Here is a 15,364-nt window from a genome sequence, read left to right on the forward strand (position 1 = left end):
GGCGGGAGGCGGGAGGCGGGAGGCGGGAGGCGGGAGGCGGGAGGCGGGAGGCGAGGTCGTACTCGTACTCAGCGAAGCGGTACTCGTACTCGTACTCGAAACCCCAGCGTTGGGAGCGAGTACGAGTACGAGTACGAGTACGAGTACGAATGAAACCTGCTACCTGAAACCTGCTACCTGAAACCGGCTACCTGAAACCGGCTACCGAAATTGCTTTTTGAGTCGCTGGTGGCTCTCGGCTAGGGCTTCGACGGCTTGGTCGATTTCGCTCTCGGTGTTGAATCGCCCCACACCGAAGCGGAGTGTTCGCCGGGCTTCGGCTTCGCTCAGCCCGAGGGCCAGCAGCACATGGCTCGGATTCGGATCGGTCGCGCTACAGGCCGAACCGCTGCTGAGGGCAACTTGCGGGGTGGCCGCCATCAGCGCCGCCCCTTCGATGTCAGGGAAGCAGACGTTCAAGTTGCCGGCCAGCCGCAACTCGGGAGCGCGCTCGGGACCGTTGAGCTGCACGCCCTCGATCCGGCTGCTCAGCCGCTGCCAAAGTCGCTCGGTGAGCTCTCCGATCCGTTGCGGTTCATCGGGAAACCCCTCGACGCAGATGCGCAACGCCGCCGCGAAAGCGACGGTGCCTGGGGAATTCAGCGTGCCGCTGCGGAGCCCCTGCTGCTGGCCGCCGCCGACGATCTCCGGACGTAGCCGGATGCGACGACCTCGCCGCCGCACGTACAGCAGTCCCACGCCCTTGGGTCCGTAGAGTTTGTGAGCCGAGCCGCTGGCCAGATCGACGCCGAGTTGCTCGACGTCGATGCGGACGCGGCCGATCGCCTGCGTCGCGTCGCTGTGCAGCACCGCCCCGCGGGCGTGACATAGTTCGGCGATTGGAGCCAGATCGTGGAGCACGCCGATCTCGTTGTTGGCCTGCATGATCGAGACCAGCGCGGTGTCGTCATCGAGCGCGTCGTGCAAGCGGTCCAGATCGACTCGTCCCGCCTCGCGATGTCCTTGCGGAATGACCGGCAGACGCGTGACGCGGAACCCAGACTTCTCGAGCACCGCGACTGGATCGAGCACCGCGGAGTGTTCACTCGCGACGGTGATCACATGCCGGCGGCGCTGCCGAGGATGCAGGCAGAACCCGAGGATCGCCAAGTTGTTCGACTCGGTCGCACCGCTGGTGATCAGCAGTTCGTCGCTAGTGCACCCGAGGTCCGCCGCGAGCGAAGCGATCGCCGCCTCGTAGGCTTCCGCGGCGGCTCGGCCGACGGCGTGCGTTCGGCTGCTGACATTCCCGTAGTTCTCGACCAGCATTGGAACCAGCGCTTCGACGACTCGCGGATCGCACCGCGTCGTGGCGTGGTTGTCCAGATAGATCGTTTCCGCGGTGCTCATTTCGCCGCCCCTGTTCATTCTCTCAGCAGGGAATCGAGGCACAGCCGCGACCAAATCTCCAACTGCTCGCGGTCGCGTCTCAGCTCGTCCACCGTGACGAATCCAGGATCGCAGATGTCCTCTTCGTTCGCCTCCACGCGGGCCTCGGCCAACTCGAAAATGTGGACGACCCCCAGGTGCACTCGCCCCACCTCGGTCGAGGAATCGTAGATCAGACCGACGCAGTGCTCTTCGTAGGCCGAGTTCAGCTGCACCTCTTCAGCCAGTTCGCGGAGCATGCCGTTGCGATAGGGGCCGTAGTCGTGGCGGTCGTCTGGCGGAGCCGCGTCTTCGCTGGAGATGTGCCCGCCGATGCCAATGCTGCGGCGGGCGTGCAGCCTCGCTTCTCCCTGTCCGCTACCCCGCGTGTAGTTAAAGATTCGCGGCACTCCGGTGGCGTCGGTATGACGGAGGATGACGTAGGGAATCAACTGCTTGAAAGAGGGATCCAATTCCATCTCCGACCGCGGACGAAACTCGAGGCTGTCGTCGTTGAGAATGGCCTCGAGGTACCGGTCGACCTCGGTGGTGAAGCCTTCGAAGGGAGCGATCCGCTCCACGACCGCCGCGGGAATCACCAAAATCTGTTCGTCATGGGCCGGCATGCTGGAAGGTTCCTGAGGGGAGGCGCGGGAGGTTTTTGCCCCCTCTCCCTCGAAGGGAATCGCGGAGTTCGCGTGACTTTCAACCGAGACTCGTTCGCGATTCTCTTTGGGGGAGAGGGACGGGGTGAGGGGGAGAAGCGGCCGGCAACCGGCCGCGGGAGAGCCTTGGAACTGCAGGATCTATGTCTTCCGGAGTGCTTGCGGATCGGACTCCCGGGAGGGACTGGCCGCGGTGAATGGCCCCCTCACCCTAACCCTCTCCCCCAAATCGTTCGCGAAGAAATCGAGGATGAAATTTAAGTCATCTTCGCGAACGATTCGGGGGAGAGGGGACCAGAGGGTCACAGAATCAGCATCGCGTCGCCGTAGCTGTAGAAGCGGTACCGCTGCTCGATCGCTTCGGCGTAGGCGCGGCGGATCAGCTCGCGTCCGGCCAGTGCCGTGATCAGCACCAGCAGCGTGCTGCGCGGCAGATGGAAGTTGGTCATCAAGGCATCGACGGCGCGAAACTGGTAGCCCGGCTTGATGAACAGGTCGGTCATTCCGGTCCACGCCGACAACCGACCGCGCTCGTCGGCCGCCGACTCGAGGACCCGCACCGAGGTGGTTCCGATCGCGATTCGCCGCCGACCCGCGTCGTGTGCCGCGTTCAATGCCTCGGCCGTCTCGGCGGTGATCTGTCCCCACTCAGCGTGCATCTGATGCTCGTCGAGATGGTCGGCCGCGATCGGGCGAAAGGTCCCGAGCCCCACGTGCAGCGTCACGGCATGGCCGGTGACTCCGACACGGTGCAGCGATTCGAAAAGCTCTTTGGTGAAATGCAATCCGGCGGTGGGAGCCGCAACGCTGCCGCGATGGCGGGCATAGACGGTCTGATAGTCGGCCACATCCGAGTCGACCATCTGACCGTCGCGAATGTAGGGCGGGATCGGAATTCGCCCATACTGCTCGAGAAGATCCGCGGCCTCGCCAGCTTGCTCGGGTCGGACGATCGCATGCCCTTCTTCGGTGCGGGCCAGAACCGTCAGCGTCAGCGACTCGCGAGCGTTGCGGTCTTGGACGCTGAGCTGATCGCCCGGCTTGAGTTTGCCTCGCGTCTTGCTCAGCACTTCCCAGCAACCGGTAGCCGAATCCGAGCGGAGAAAGAGACCTTGCCAGCGACCGCGGGTCTCAGTGCGGAACCCGACCAGGCGAGCCGGGACGACGCGACTGTCGTTCATCACTAAGCAGTCGCCCGCGCTGAGGATCTCCGGAAGGTCTCGGACATGGTGGTGGGCGATCGACTGGCTCGCTCGATCGACGACCATCAACCGCGCATCGATGCGGTTCCGCAGCGGTTGTTGGGCGATCAGCTCGCGGGGCAAATCGTAATCGTAGGCGTCCAGATCGCTCATCGGCCGCGGCAGGTGAGAGGTGCGAGGGGAAAGCCCCAAACATACCTGCCGAAGACGATTTCCAGTAGGACCGGCCCCGGGCTACTCGTTCCGCCGCAGCAACAGATCGCGGGTGATCCGGTACAGCCGCTGCTGCCGGTCAGACAGGTTCCGCAGCAGCCCCAGCAGATCTTCGTCGGCAGCGACTTTCGCGTCGTCGGGAATCATTTCGCCGTACCGCTCGGTGACCGTCTTGATCCGCGTCTGCATGGTGCGAATCAGTTTCAACTCCGCAATCGGCTGGACCAGCGGCTGTTCTCCCGGCTGACCGGATTGCTGGCCTTGTCCCTGTTGCTGCTGTTGCTGCTGTTTTTCCAGATCTCGCTGAGCCTGCTGCAGGGCAGCAATCATCTCTTCCAGAGCGACCAGGATGTCTTCCTGCAGTCCTTGCGTGACAGTGTCGATTTTCGTCTGCGTCAGCCGCTCGGCGACGCGGACCATGTCCCCCCGCATCTGCTGGACGACTTCGGGAAAAGCCACACTTGAACCCTCTTCGCGGAGCAGCAGCACCGCGCGGTCGGCTTCGAGCACGATCTTCTTTTCCTCAAAAGCGAGGTTGCCCGCGCGGATATCGGTCTGGCGATCCCGCTGGGCCGCGGGCGTCTTGGCCAGTGCGACCGTGCTGTCGAGCACCTCGGATTGCATCTGCGCCATTTTCCGCAGCCGCGCCTCGATCCTCGCCAGTTCGCGAAGCATCTCCTCCTCCCGCAACTGGCGGAGGATTCGCTCGAGCCGCTCGATCGCTTCCCGCAATTCCTGCTCGGCCTGCCGCTGCGCCTCGACTGCCTCCTGCCGTTTGGCTTCGTCGAGCTTCTGCTGAGCCTGCTCCATCTTCTGACGGGCCTGCTCAAGCGCTCGCTGGGCAGCCTCCTGGGGAGTCGCCGGCGGTTGTTCTTGTTGCTGCTGCTGGCCTTGCTGCTGCTGCTGACCCTGTTGTTGCTGCTGACCCTGTTGCTGCTGACCCTGTTGCTGTTGGCCCTGTTGCTGTTGGCCCTGTTGCTGTTGGCCCTGTTGCTGTTGGCCCTGTTGCTGTTGCTGCCCTTGCTGTTGTTGCCCTTGCTGTGGTTGTTCGCCCTGTTGCGGTTGCCCCTCGCTCGGCTGGCCTTCTGGCGATTCTCCTGGCCGCGGCTCGCCCTCCTGCGGCTCGCCTTCGGGAGACTCCGCGGGTTTGGGTTCGCCTGCGTTGGCGTCACCCTCCGGCGATTGGCCTTCTGGCGACTCGCCTTCTTGTGATTGGCCTTCTGGGGAGGGGGCTGCTTGCTGGTCGGCCGCGGCGTCTGCCTTCAGTTCCGCTTCGAGTTCTTTGGCTCGCTCGGTGACCGATTTCTGCTCCGACTCAATCTCGCTCAGCTCGGCTCCGTTTTCAGCCCGGGCGCGGATTCCTCGCTCCGACCGCTCGAGCCGTTTGAGGTCCTTGATCCAGCGGGTGACGCGTTCCTTCTCTTCGCGAATTCGCTGCGGCCGGTCCTCGGTCATCAGCAGTTTGAGCAGCGAGGTCAGCTCTTGCTGGGCCGCTTTCTGGTCGCTGATCGCTCGCTGGTATTCCTCCGACGAGAGCGAATCGGCTGCGGAGCTGAGCCGCTGGAGAATGAATTTTTCTCGGCTCTGCTTGGCCCCGCGGCGGAGCAGCGCGGCGCGTTCGGGATTCTCCGCCGCTTCGACATCCGCCAACCGCAGCAGCAGTTCCTCGATCTTCCGATACCGCTCGGCGATCTGGGCTTGCTGGACCGCCAGTTCGGCTTGCTGGGCGGCGGTCGGAGCCGCTCCGCTGCCGGCTTCTGCCGCCTGGGCATCGGGGGCCGGATTGGCATCGGGGGCCGGATTGGGCTGGGCGATCGCCGCCGCCGGCATCGCGCAGCACAGGGCGAACCCGACGAGCAGGGGCCCGACGAGCAGGGGCCCAGCCAGCAGGGGACGCAAAAAGCGGCGAACCGCAGACGTGGCGGCCAGCGGCGATGGGCGGAGGAATGACACGTGAAAACTCCCGGAGAGGGATCGGCGACTTGCAAAGCCATCGCCAGTTCTTGCAAAGCCACTGGCGGCGATGATCAGCCATCGCCTGCGTGCGACTGGTTACAGATCGAACAGCTTCCGCGTTTGCTCACGCTCGGTGGCTTCGATCAATTTTTCCTGGTTGTCGATCAGGCCGCGGACCAGATCGAGCACTTCATTGTAGCTTTCCAGGTCGAGCATCCTTTCGAGAACCGCGGTCAGTTGCAGCAGGACTTGCTCGGTCGTCTCGACAGCCGCGGCTGCCGCAGCCGGCCCCGTCGCGGTTCGCTCGACCAGCGGCAACAGACCGTCGATCTGCCTATCGAGTTGGGTCAGCGGACCGGCCACGATCGCGTTCAGCGGGTCGCGAACTCCCTGGGCAATCCGCTCGCGGCGGTCGACCGAGTCGACGCGGTTGTTGACCATTTCGAGCAGGATATCGTCGATCGAAGCGGCGATGCCGGTGAGCTCTTGCGACGTCTTGTCGGCTTGCAACCCTGCTTGCTGGATCCGCAGCCGCAGCAACTGTGCCGTCCGGTCGACCCCTTCCACGTCGTCCCCGTCGGTGCTGCCCACTTCCGCTTCGGTCGCGGCGTCGACTTGAACGGCCACACCCTCGCTAGTCGCCTGGCGATTGGCCGCGTCGCTGCTGGGCGTCCAGCCTTCGCGGCGGAGCAAGTCCAGGGCATCGCGAAGCGCCTGCGTCTCGGTGATGACTTGCTCGAGTCGCGTGCGGAGCCCGAGCTCGCGGCGTTCGAGCGTCGCCAACAGATCATCGGCCGTGATCACGTCCAAGTGGAACAGGTCGGTACGGGTGATGTGGGGGTCGCCGAGATCATAAGCGTCGGTCGCCTCGCCGTAGACGTTCAGCTTTCCCCCCGGTTCGAGGCGCGGGAACTGACCTTCGGCAGCCAAGTCGCGGAGGTCCATCGTCGTCTCGAAACGGCCTTCGCGGTCGGTCGTCACTGCCCGCGTCGTCGGCTGCGGCTCCACTTCTTCGCTGGCCCGAGCGACGTGGATGCGGACCTGTTCGACGGCGTAATCGTCGGTCGCGGTTCCTTCGATCGGCAGACGGACTTCGGGCGTTACGGCCGAGCCGATTCCCCGCAACCGAAGCTGCATCTCGGGAGGAGCGTCGGAGACGACGCCCAGAAAGTAACGATAGGGGCTCGGTGCCGAGATTTGGTTCGCGTCGCTCGGAACCATGACTACGGTCGTAGGGCTGCGGACGTCGGTCATCCGGAGGGCGAAGGAGAGGCCGTCGGCAGCGACATCGACCGGGACGAACTCGGCCGGTTGGTCTCCCGAGGTCACGGCCGCTTCGACGACCGCCACCGGCTCGCTGGTCCGGCCGACCATCGTCACCGCGGTCCCTTCGCGGATCCGCAACCCAGGCTGATAGGCGGTCACCAAGTCGGCCGAGTCACCGGCGGCCGGATCCCGCAGGTAGGGCGGATAGTGGGCCTGGATCTCGAGCGCCGTAATCGTCGGTGGATCGACGACTTCGACGTGGTAGTCGTCGAGCCGATCGTCGAGTCCTCGGACCGAGAGCGTGAGGTCTTCGCTGATCCCGGCCAGCGGAGGCCCGTCGAGAGCGAACGCTTGGTAGCCATCGCGGACGCGGCCAACGCGACGCATGTTCGATTGCCCGCGGATGCCTCCCGCGGTGCGGTAATAGACGGTGCAGACTTCGGGAACGACCGCCCCCTCGGCCCGCGCGCGGATCCGCAGCGTCGCCGCTCCGCCTCGGGCAACGCGGACGCTCTTGTCTTCGAACTGGAGCAACCGCACCGCTTCGCTCTCGGCACGGCGAGGCTGGTCGGTCGGCGTCACCAGCGGTACTTCGACCCCGACCATCTGCAGCTCAGCTTGTCGCGGCCACGGTCGATCGGAGATCAGCAGCAAGCGGCTGGCGGCTTGGCCAAACGTTGCCGGGCTGGCGATCGCCAAGGCGACCGCGCCGATCAACAGCGGCACGACGAGGGCCGCTTTCGAATAGATCGGCCGCCAGCGAAAGACGCGGCCGGAATCGACATCGTCGGCGGCTTGGATCGCTTCGCGGTGAACCCGGTCGAGCAACGCGGGAGCGTAGACGTCGCCGGCTTGCCGCGGGCGGTGCAACTGGACCGAGGTAATCAAGCGGCCGCCGAGCTGGGGATGATGCCGCTCGAGCAGCAGCGCCAGGCTCTCATCCGGCAACGCCCGCGCCAGCCGGCCGACGAGCAACCGACCGGCGATCAGCAGCAACAGCCCTCCGGCAATCACGAGCAGGACGATTCGCGCCGAGCGGGGCATCTCAGTCCCACCGAGCTTCACCGGTCCCCAATCGACCAGCAGGCCGACCCAGAACACGACCAGCACCACGGCCAGCGCGGCAAGCACCGAATCGAGCACGATGTAGCGTCGAATGCGGCTGCGGAGCCTGGCCAGCAGGGAGCGCAGTTTCGGGTCGAGCGTCGAGCGTGCGGTATCGTCCATGCGTTCCAAGTTCTGGGAGTCCGACAGGGTTCCTCGATCCATGGTCAGGCCAGCCGATGCAGTCGTCGGACGACCCATTCCATCGTAAGCATTGACGCGAGCAACCACATCAAGCTGGCGTTGCGGCGACGCTGGAAGTCCCGGTCGGTGGTCCCAGGCAAAATCGCAATCTGCGGCTGAGGTTCGATCCGCTCGACCAGCTCCAGCGGATCGGTGGCACCGCTCGAGGAGGTTCCGCTCGAGGAGGTTCCGGAATCGGGCGGCGTGTAATACCGGCCGCCGGTCGTGGCGGCCAACGAGCGGAGCACTTCGTCGTTGCGTCGCGGCCGTTCGAGCTCGAGCGTCGGGAGCCGGACTTGAACCGTCTGGCGAAGGACTTGCTCCTCCAGAGCGTTGCCGAGCGTCAATCGAACTTCAAACGGCCCCGCCTCGCGAACCAAAAAGCGACCGCCGTAGGTCCCCTCCCTCGCTTCCCCGGGAAGCGGCGTCAAGCGTACCGATTCAATACGTCCAGAAGGAGACAAGAGTTTGGCTTCGACCTCCGGGACGCGGAGCGGTTCGAACTGCTCGTCGGTCAAGATCGCCCGGACCGTGACGGTGTCGCCGACCATCGCTCGCGGACGATCGACCAGCAGAATTCCGCGGTTCGAGTCGCGGAGCAGCCGCCCCTCGGAAACCCAACGCACGAGCTTCGTGTAGTACGTATCGTAGAGGGCGTCGCTGACTCCCCGCAGCCGCCACATCTCGCCGCTGCCTTGAAAAAAGACGCGGCCGGCGCCGTAAAACTGCGAAGCCAAATAGATCGGCAGCGTTTGGTCGATCGCCGTCGCGGGGTCCGAGAAATGGGCATAGACCTTCGCCCCCGGCTTCGCCTGCTGGACACCGACGAAATCATAGACCCCCGAAAAATCTTCCCAGACCGTCGACGAAGCCTCGGACGTTTCGGCGAGATCGAGAAACTCGGCCCGCGCTCCGTCGGGAGTGAATTCTAGCGGCCAAGCCGCATCGCCACCGCTGCGGCCACCACTGAGCAATGGCCCCCGCGTCGGCAGCACCACGGGGAAGAAATTGCGGACCTGAGCGATTCGCGGATCGGTTCGCTGACGCATCCATTCCGGCATGTAGACCGGGCCGGAGATCAGCACCAAGCCGCCGGCCTGACGCGTCAGCCACTGGTCGAGCAGCTCGAGTTGGTTCGCATCGAGCTGCATCCAGTCGGGGTCGAAAGCGAGAATCGCGTCGTACTCGAACAGCTCGCCGGGGGTTGAAGGAAAGTCGCTGAGCAGGCGGTCGGCGTCTTGGCTCATCCCGCTCTGACCGGTCTGCAGCCAGGCATCGACTTCGACCGACGGGTCGCGATAGAGCAAGTTGCGGACGAATTGGTATTCGCGCATCGGACCGCCGGCCAAGAGCAGCACGCGGAGCCGTCGGCTGACGACTTCGTATCGCGATTGGCGAAGGTTGTCGCGGTCGTTTTGATCCGCGGCCGGCGGCACGACGCGGACCATCAACCTCCGGCGGCCGACCGCTTCGGGGGCCATCTCGAACCGCACCCCGAGCAGTGTCCCGTCGGAGGGAACGGTGACCTGACGGGTGTCGACGACTTCGGCTCCCTCCGGAACCGCCGCGGCCCCCTCGGTTCCCTCTGCCGCAGCCCCGCCAGCAATTTCGCCAGCAGCGGCATCCGAGGTCTCGGCCATGTCGAGCAGTTGCACTTGAACGTTCAGCGGCTCGGTCCCGCTCCCCTGGAGCACGGCGTTCAGGGCGAAGCTGTCGCCTGGATAGACCCGCCGCGGGGCGTCGAGTTCGACGATCCGCACGTTCACCGGCGGCCGCGCCGAACCGAAACCGATTGGGTAGATCGCCGTCCCGCCGCGGGCGACCAGGGCGGCAGCCGACGCTGGAGGAGTGCCCGCGTTGTTTTGGCCGTCGGAGAGCAGCACCACGCCGGCCAGAGTCGTTGGATCGTGCCGCGTTAACGTCGCCCGAATCGCGTCTCCGATCCGGCTCTCCGAGCCCGAGGCGAGGAGCACCGAATCCCAATCGACCTGCTCGAGTTTCTCTTCGAAGGTCGGTTCCGGGGTCTGCTCGTCCGTCCCATCCGAATTGGGTTGCTCGACGACCCGCGGCGCGGTGAACCCCAGCAGCCCGCGGAGCGAGCGGTCGGCCTCCCGCGTCCAAACCGCGGCGAGCAGCACTCCGCCGCAGACCAGCAGGACCGCCGAAGCCAACAGAACCCGCGGACCGGCAGTTCCCAGATACCGCTCGTCGCGATGGTGCGAGGGGCTCCTCAGGCGTGGGGCGGACAACTGCAGTGCGGCGGCGGCGAGCATCGCCAAAGCCGCCAGCCCCAGCAGCCCGGCGCCGGCGATTGCCCATGGCGAGGCGGGCATTGCCGCGTCGCCCTGCTCCGCCGAACTCGCTCGTTCCCGTGCCGCTTGGTCGGCAGCTTCCGCCGCTTCGCTCGTCAGGTTCGAGACGACCACTTCGCTCAATTCACCCGTCTCGGCGAAGGTGTAGACCGTGACGCGGTTCTGCTGGCCGAGGCCCTCGAGCCACGGCGTTTCGGCGACCAGCTGTGAAACCGCTTCGATCCGCGAGGGGCCGCCGGGCTGATCGCCGTGCGGCAGCGACATGCTTTGGCTGGTGTCGATCAGCACGGCGACTTCGCTCGGCCGAGTGATCCGCTGCCGCGCTCGCCGCTCGAGTCCGAGCAGAAAGAACACGAGCCCCAGGATCACTCCGAGCCGCAGCAGGATCAGCGTCCAACGCGTCGCTCCGACCAGCTCGCTCGTGTCGCGACGGTACAGCCGGTAGACGCCGTAGAGGACCAGCGCGAGCGCCGCGAGGGCGATGGCCCAGGCCCACCAACCGCCGAGCCAAGCGAGGCGTTCAAAGGAGTAGACGATTTCTTGGCGCGTGATTCCGCCAGTCTCATCGCTCATGATTTCGCTCCGCTGAGGGGCGGATGATAACTGGCAAGGTAGGCCAGGATTTGTTCGCCGCCGAGCAACAATCCCAAGGCACAAAACAGGAGGAGCGCGGTCAAGCTGTTGCCGCTGGTCTCCTCGCTGGCGATCACCTCATCGGCGTCATAAAACGTGACCACCGCCGGCTGCACATCGCGGCGAATGTCACCGCGATCGGCGCGGCTCAAGTCCCCTTCGCCGCTCCGCACCGCCGAGGCATACGGGCGGACCTCCGCATCGCCGTTGAGCCGGGTCAGCCACAGCTCGGAAATCCCCGGCTCCAACATCGCGTCAAGGTCGCTGTCCCCTTCCAGAGCCGCGGTGATCGGATTCAGCTCGAACCGCAGCACCTCGTCGTCGACAACTTCGGCCTGCTCTTCGATCGGGATCCGCGGAGGAGCCGCGACGGCCGGAAGGTAGGTGATCGACGGGGCGTAAGCATCGGCCGGCAGGTTCAGCACCACCGCGTCTTCGACATTCCCCGAGGTGGCAGCCGCTGCGGCCGACCAAAGGTAGGCGTTCGCGCGGAGCATGAACACGACAAACGTGGGGTCGCCGGTCCAGTTTGTCCACTCGCCATCGAGTCCCAGTAGCGCCGTGATCACTCGGCCGCGGCCGACGTCGTGCTGCAACACCACCGGCTCGCCATCGCGGCGGCGGAGGACCGACCGCGTCGGCGCCTCGGGCTCCGCCGGGAGCTCCACGCCCATGCTGCGGCTGACGCGGACGAGCGACAGGGCGGCATCGCCAATCGTGGCCAGCGGTTCGGTCAACCGATGCGGTTCGCCGAGCGCCAGATCGGGCGCGCCGGTCGCTCCACTGACGTCCAGCGGAATCGGTTCGCTAAGCGGGCCGGGGAGCAGCCGCCGATTGGCGCCGAGTAAGGTCTCGTTGTAACGCTCGGCAAGGGCTTTGTTTCCGATGAACCACATCAGCCCGCCACCGTTCGAGACGTACGCCTCGAGAGCGGCCGCGGCCGCCGCGTCGATTTGCGGGAGGTCGATCAGATACACGGCTCGGTAGGCGGCGAGATCATCGGCTGAGGCGGTCCGCAGGTAGCTCGGCGGACGGATTTCGGGGACCGCACCGGTGCGAACTTGGCTGCCCGGATCGAGCACCGAGGCGACGTGGTACGCGCCGCGCTGCTCCGGGGCGCCATCGACGATCAGCACCCGGGCCGCATCCGAGAGGGGCAACGTCGCAGCTCGGCGGTTGTCGATCCGCACCGCGTCGTCCGGCAGTTCCACCTCGACCGCGTGGACGCCTCGCTCGGAGATGAAAACCTGAAACTCTTTGGTCGCTTCGGCTCCTGGTGCGAGGGAATCGAACACGACGCCAGGGAGCGACTCGATGCGTCCTGAAACGCGTTCGGCGGCATCGGCGATCGGAGCTTCGCTGCCATAGCGAATCGTGCGGACCGCCAGGGTGACGTTCCGCGCCGGGGTCGTCCCATAATTCCGCACCGTGGCCCGGAACACGGCCGGAACCCCGGCGACCCAAACGTCCGGCAGTGGCTCGAGGGAGGTGACCGCGAGGTTCCCTGCCGGGGCGACCGCGCAATCGATCATGCGAATCTCCGCCCCCAGCCGCGACACGGCTCCGATCGCTTCGGCGGCCCGTTCGGGCGATTCCCAGTCGCGAGCCCGAAAGTCGCTCAGCACGTACAGCAGCGTGCGGTTCGCCGTGGTCGCATTGCTCAGGTCTTCAGCCAACTGGAGGGCGGCGACCAAGTCATCGGCCAAGGGGCTCGGCTCGGTCGCCACCACACGTTCGACTCCCCGCAGATCGCCCCGCAGGTCGGCGGCGCTCATCTCCGCCGCGGCGTCTCCCGACTCGCTGCCGCCGCGCACGACCAGAGCCGCGCGGCTGCTGCGAATGACCGTCAACTGGTGGTTCCCCTCAGCCATCCGCAGCCGCCGGGCCAGCCCGTCGAGGGCAGCGACCGCGCGGCTGTAGGCGGTATTGCCACCGCTGCTGTCGGCCATCGAGTAGCTGTCATCGAGGATCACGACGTGATGCGTCGTCTGGCCGCCGAAGGCATCGAGCCAGGCGGAACCTCCCGTCCATCCGGCCAGCATCGCGATCAGCGTGGCCGCCACGCCGATCCGGCACAGCAGCAACAGCAGTTGGCGGAGGATGATCCACTTCTTTTGCTTGCGGTAACTGGCCAGCAAGAACTCCATCGCCGCCCAACTCTGGCGGCGGTGGCGAAGCATGTTGATCAGATGCACCAACGGCGGGACCGCGACGAACAAAAAGCCGGCGGCCAGGGCGGGATAGAGAAACTGCATAGGGGGCTCGTTAGGTGCCTCTCAAGTTCGGCAGCGCTTTGCGGGCGACCAAGAACTTTGCGAGGACGGCGTCGAGTGGTTCGTCGGTTTTGACCTCGATGTAGTCGATCGAGAGGCGGCCGCAGACGCGGCGAGTCTGTTCCAAAAACGCCCCCAGCGCTTCGAGGTAGCCCTCCCGCAGCGCCCGTGGATTGCAGTTCAGGAAATCGGCCCCCTCGAGTCCTTCGAAGCGGGTCGCTCCGGTAAAGGGAAACTCGTGCTCGTCGCGGTGCAGGATGTGGAACACGATCACGTCGTGTCCGCGCTGCCGCAACATCCGCAGCCCGTCGCGGAGGTTGTGAACCCCCAGCAGATCGGAGCAGATCGCGACCAGACCGCGGCGTGGGATCGTCGGCACGACCTCCCGGACCACGGCCAGCAGATCCGTTTGCTTCTCGTGGCTGGGGCCGCTGAGCACCGAGAGGATTCGCGACAGCTGAGCCCGCCCGGTCCGCGCCGGCAGCGCCTGCCGGACCTTCGAATCGAACGTGTACAGCCCCGCCGCATCCTGCTGACGCTCGGTCAAAAACGTCAAGCAGGCGGCGATCGCCGCGGCGTACTCGTACTTGTTCTCCTCACCGCTGCCGTAATCCATGCTGGCCGAGGAATCGACCAGGAGGTTCAAGCGGAAGTTGGTCTCCTCCTCGAACTGCTTGATGTGCAGCCGATCCTGGCGCGCCCAGACCTTCCAGTCGATGTGCCGCAGATCGTCGCCGGGCGTGTACTGCCGGTGCTGGAGAAACTCCACGGACTGGCCGAAGTAGGGGCTGCGGTGCATCCCCGACATGAAGCCTTCGACCGTGCGGCGGGCGAGCAGTTCGAGGCGGCGAATCCGCTGCGTCGCTTCGCTTCGCAGCAGTCGCTGAGCGGACTCAGGAGGCGAAGATTTTTTGGAATCGGGCATCGCGGGTCAGTTCGTCCTCGCTGGTCGGGGTGGCGGCAATGATCCGGTCGATGACGGCATCGCTGGTGATGCCTTCGCTCTCGGCAGCGAAGTTGACCACCATCCGATGGCGGAGCACCGGGCGGGCGAGCTGCTGGATGTCTTCCACGGTGACATGGAACCGGCCCTCGAGTAGCGCGCGAGCCTTGCCGCCGAGAATCAGGTACTGGACCGCCCGCGGCCCAGCCCCCCAGCCGACGAGCTCGTCGACGAAATCGGGCACTCCCTCGCCGCCGACACGCGTTTGACGCACCAGCGAGAGTGCGTAGCGAACGACGTGGTCACTGGCCGGAACCTGGCGAACGAGCTGCTGGAGCCGCAAAATGTCTTCGCCGCTGAGCACCGGTGTGACTTCGGCAACCACGCCGCCGGTCGTGCGGCGGGCCACCTCGAACTCCTCGTCGAAGCTCGGGTAGTCGACGAAGACCTTGAACATGAACCGGTCCTGCTGAGCCTCGGGCAGCGGATAGGTTCCTTCCTGCTCGATCGGGTTTTGCGTCGCCAGGACGAAGAACGGGTCGGCCAACTGGTGCCGCGTCCGGCCGATCGAGACGGTCCGTTCCTGCATCGCTTCGAGCAGCGAGGCCTGGGTCTTGGGAGGCGTCCGGTTGATCTCGTCGGCCAACACGACGTTGGCAAACAGCGGCCCCTCCATGAACCGCGTGCTGCGGTGCCCCGTCGCCCGGTCCTCTTCGATAATCTCCGTGCCCGTCACGTCGGCCGGCATCAAGTCGGGCGTGAACTGGATCCGGCTGAACGACAGATCGAGCGTCTTGGCCAACGTGCTGATCATCAACGTCTTGGCCAAGCCGGGCACTCCTTCGAGCAAGCAGTGACCGCGGCTGAACAGGCAGATCATCAACTCGTCGATCACCTCGCGTTGACCAACGATGATCCGTCCGAGTTGATCGAGGATGCTTTGCCGCGCCGCCGCAAGACGCTCCGCATCTTCGGCTCGCAGTTCAGTCGGTTCAGTCCCAACGGTCATCCAATCCCTTTCGATTCAGGGGAGGCAGGGTTCAGGTAGCAGGTTGCAGGTTGCAGGTGGCCGGTAGCCGGTGGCCGGGAGCCGGTAGCCGGTAGCCGGTAGCCGGTAGCCGGTAGCCGGTAGCCGGTAGCCGGTAGCAGGTAGCAGGTAGCAGGTTGCAGGTTGCAGGTTGCCGGTTGCCGGTTGCCGGTTGCCGGT

At 65.6% G+C, this 15,364-nt stretch carries 9 protein-coding genes; all 9 read right to left on the reverse strand.

Going from position 1 to position 15,364, the window contains the following annotated elements; all coding sequences use genetic code 11:
- Positions 1-201: 201 nt before the first annotated feature.
- Positions 202-1,389: a cysteine desulfurase family protein gene (locus GNK13_RS12190; RefSeq protein WP_164102807.1), complete on the reverse strand. Its 1,188-nt coding sequence runs from the start codon at positions 1,387-1,389 to the stop codon at positions 202-204.
- Between the two features lie 14 nt (positions 1,390-1,403).
- Positions 1,404-2,033, reverse strand: a complete 630-nt coding sequence (locus GNK13_RS12195) for a phosphoesterase (protein ID WP_164102808.1) — start codon at positions 2,031-2,033, stop codon at positions 1,404-1,406.
- A gap of 341 nt (positions 2,034-2,374) precedes the next feature.
- Positions 2,375-3,427: a tRNA preQ1(34) S-adenosylmethionine ribosyltransferase-isomerase QueA gene (gene queA / locus GNK13_RS12200; protein ID WP_164102809.1), complete on the reverse strand. Its 1,053-nt coding sequence runs from the start codon at positions 3,425-3,427 to the stop codon at positions 2,375-2,377.
- Between the two features lie 81 nt (positions 3,428-3,508).
- Complete coding sequence (locus tag GNK13_RS12205; protein ID WP_164102810.1) at positions 3,509-5,440, reverse strand: hypothetical protein; 1,932 nt, start codon at positions 5,438-5,440, stop codon at positions 3,509-3,511.
- 99 nt (positions 5,441-5,539) lie between these two features.
- Positions 5,540-7,936, reverse strand: coding sequence for a polyketide synthase (locus GNK13_RS12210; protein WP_164102811.1), 2,397 nt, complete (start codon positions 7,934-7,936; stop codon positions 5,540-5,542).
- A 44-nt stretch (positions 7,937-7,980) separates the two neighbouring features.
- Positions 7,981-10,881 (reverse strand): VWA domain-containing protein, encoded by a 2,901-nt coding sequence (locus GNK13_RS12215; RefSeq protein ID WP_164102812.1) that lies wholly within the window; start codon positions 10,879-10,881, stop codon positions 7,981-7,983.
- A complete protein-coding gene (locus GNK13_RS12220) occupies positions 10,878-13,196 on the reverse strand; it encodes a BatA domain-containing protein (RefSeq protein ID WP_164102813.1) in 2,319 nt (772 codons plus the stop codon). The genes GNK13_RS12215 and GNK13_RS12220 overlap by 4 nt, the downstream gene beginning before the upstream one ends.
- A 10-nt stretch (positions 13,197-13,206) precedes the next feature.
- Entirely contained in the window at positions 13,207-14,091 is an 885-nt protein-coding gene (locus GNK13_RS12225; RefSeq protein ID WP_164102815.1) for a DUF58 domain-containing protein, read from the reverse strand.
- A gap of 16 nt (positions 14,092-14,107) precedes the next feature.
- Positions 14,108-15,166 (reverse strand): AAA family ATPase, encoded by a 1,059-nt coding sequence (locus tag GNK13_RS12230; protein ID WP_164102814.1) that lies wholly within the window; start codon positions 15,164-15,166, stop codon positions 14,108-14,110.
- Between the last annotated feature and the right edge of the window lie 198 nt (positions 15,167-15,364).

Origin of the sequence: Candidatus Laterigemmans baculatus, from assembly GCF_010367455.1 — a bacterium.
Classification (GTDB): domain Bacteria; phylum Planctomycetota; class Planctomycetia; order Pirellulales; family Pirellulaceae; genus Laterigemmans; species Laterigemmans baculatus.

Bases quoted from the DNA above. Each gene is read 5' to 3' on its own strand.
- GNK13_RS12190 (WP_164102807.1), bottom strand. From the start codon at position 1,389: ATGAGCACCGCGGAAACGATCTATCTGGACAACCACGCCACGACGCGG.
- GNK13_RS12195 (WP_164102808.1), bottom strand. From the start codon at position 2,033: ATGCCGGCCCATGACGAACAGATTTTGGTGATTCCCGCGGCGGTCGTG.
- queA (WP_164102809.1), bottom strand. From the start codon at position 3,427: ATGAGCGATCTGGACGCCTACGATTACGATTTGCCCCGCGAGCTGATC.
- GNK13_RS12210 (WP_164102811.1), bottom strand. From the start codon at position 7,936: ATGGACGATACCGCACGCTCGACGCTCGACCCGAAACTGCGCTCCCTG.
- GNK13_RS12215 (WP_164102812.1), bottom strand. From the start codon at position 10,881: ATGAGCGATGAGACTGGCGGAATCACGCGCCAAGAAATCGTCTACTCC.
- GNK13_RS12220 (WP_164102813.1), bottom strand. From the start codon at position 13,196: ATGCAGTTTCTCTATCCCGCCCTGGCCGCCGGCTTTTTGTTCGTCGCG.
- GNK13_RS12230 (WP_164102814.1), bottom strand. From the start codon at position 15,166: ATGACCGTTGGGACTGAACCGACTGAACTGCGAGCCGAAGATGCGGAG.